Source organism: Gammaproteobacteria bacterium (assembly GCA_003696665.1).
Taxonomy (GTDB): Bacteria; Pseudomonadota; Gammaproteobacteria; order Enterobacterales.
The window spans coordinates 1-1,676 of the sequence record RFGJ01000017.1; the positions used below are offsets into that span (position 1 = coordinate 1).

At 51.1% G+C, this 1,676-nt stretch carries 2 protein-coding genes; one reads left to right on the forward strand and one right to left on the reverse strand.

Translation table 11 applies throughout. The annotated features are described in order from the left end of the window. The coding region (locus D6694_00435; GenBank protein RMH48527.1) for a LysR family transcriptional regulator at positions 1-119 on the reverse strand (119 nt) is incomplete at its 3' end. Between the two features lie 97 nt (positions 120-216). On the opposite strand from D6694_00435, the gene D6694_00440 reads away from it, so the two are divergent. After that, the coding region (locus tag D6694_00440; GenBank protein RMH48526.1) for an RND transporter at positions 217-1,676 on the forward strand (1,460 nt) is incomplete at its 3' end.

The window sequence follows — 1,676 nt, forward strand, 5'->3', positions numbered from 1 at the left end:
AGTTTACGGCTGACAGTGGCCTTGGGCATGCCAAGTTTTTCAGCCGCCTTGGTAATGCTTTTGTGCTCGACGACTTTAATGAAAATGGCCGCTAGGTTGAAATCAAAGTTTTGTTTCATTAGTGGAACAAAGTTCTTCAAATAAAAATTTTGTTGTTTTATTGTAAACAGTAGTAGAATGTGCGGCAAGCCATTATGTTGACGAGAGGGCGAAGTCATGGGGAAACGCTGGGGTGAATGGGTCATTCGGTTTCGATGGCCAATCGTACTCATCATGCCTATTCTAATGCTTGCCTTTGCTTATGGGGCGAGCAAATTATCGTGGCGGACGGACTATCGCGCATTTTTCAGTCCGCAAAATCCCGAGTTGCAAGCATTTGAAAAAATGCAACGTATTTTCAACAAATCAGATTCGCTGGTGTTTGTCGTCGCGCCAGCGAGTGGAACCGTGTTTGATCGGGACACGCTCAAGGCCATAGAGGAGCTGACAGACGGTGGCTGGCAACTACACCTCTCGACGCGTGTTGACAGCTTGCGCAACTACCAGCATACCACCGCGGTTGGGGACGATCTCGAAGTCCGCGATCTGTATGAGGACCCTGAAAACTTAAGTGATGCTGAGTTGCTCAAGATTAAACAAATCGCGCTCAATGAGCCGCTGATCGTTCGTCGGCTTGTATCGGACAAAGGTGATGTTGCGGCAGTCAATGTGACCTTTGAATTGCCCGACAATCCAGCGAATGAAATTCCGACCATTGCCAAACAAGCGCGCGAACTGGCACACAAAGTCGAGCAAGCGCACCCGGGGTTGAAAATTCACATGACCGGCGTAGTTATGATGAACGCGGCATTCCGGGAAGCATCTGAGCACGACTTCAAAACCTTGGTGCCCATAATGTTTGCTGTGGTTGTTGTGATGCTGTGGCTCACCACCCGCATTCATTTTGGTGTGGTCACCACCGTATTGGTCATTGCATTTTCCATTGCTGCGGCCATGGGGCTCGCCGGTTGGCTCGGCTTTTATATGACCGGTCCGACAGCGTCTGCGCCGATAATCATTTTGACCATGGGCGTGGCGGATGCCGTACACTTGTTGATTGGTTACCTCCATTTCCTTCAGCAAGGGCTACGCCGGAAAGCGGCCATGATCGAAAGTGTGCGGGTTAATTTCCAGCCGGTGCTCTTGACGTCGGTGACAACGGTTGTCGGTTTCCTGTCGATGAACTTCTCCGAGGTGCCGCCGTTTCGCGATCTTGGCAACATTGTTGCCTTTGGCGTTGGCTTTGCCTGGTTATTGACGACCACCTTTTTGCCGGCCCTGATGGTGATGTTGCCGATTCGTGTGCCGAAGATTCACCCGGATGACTCTCCTTTGATGGAACGTGTGGCAGACTTCGTCATTCGCCATCGTACGGCACTATTGTGGGGCGTGACCGGATTGGTGCTGGCGTCGTTGGCTGGCATCCCGAAAAATGAACTGGACGACCAGTTCGTACAGTATTTCGACAAATCGGTGCCATTTCGGCAGGCGACTGATTTTGCCAATGAACGTCTGGCCGGTATTTATACCATTGAGTATGCGCTGGATTCTGGCCAGAAAGGGGGAATATCCGAACCTAAGTTTCTGCAGGAGGTCGATGCTTTTGTCGAGTGGGCGCGGCAGCAAAAGGAAGTGCG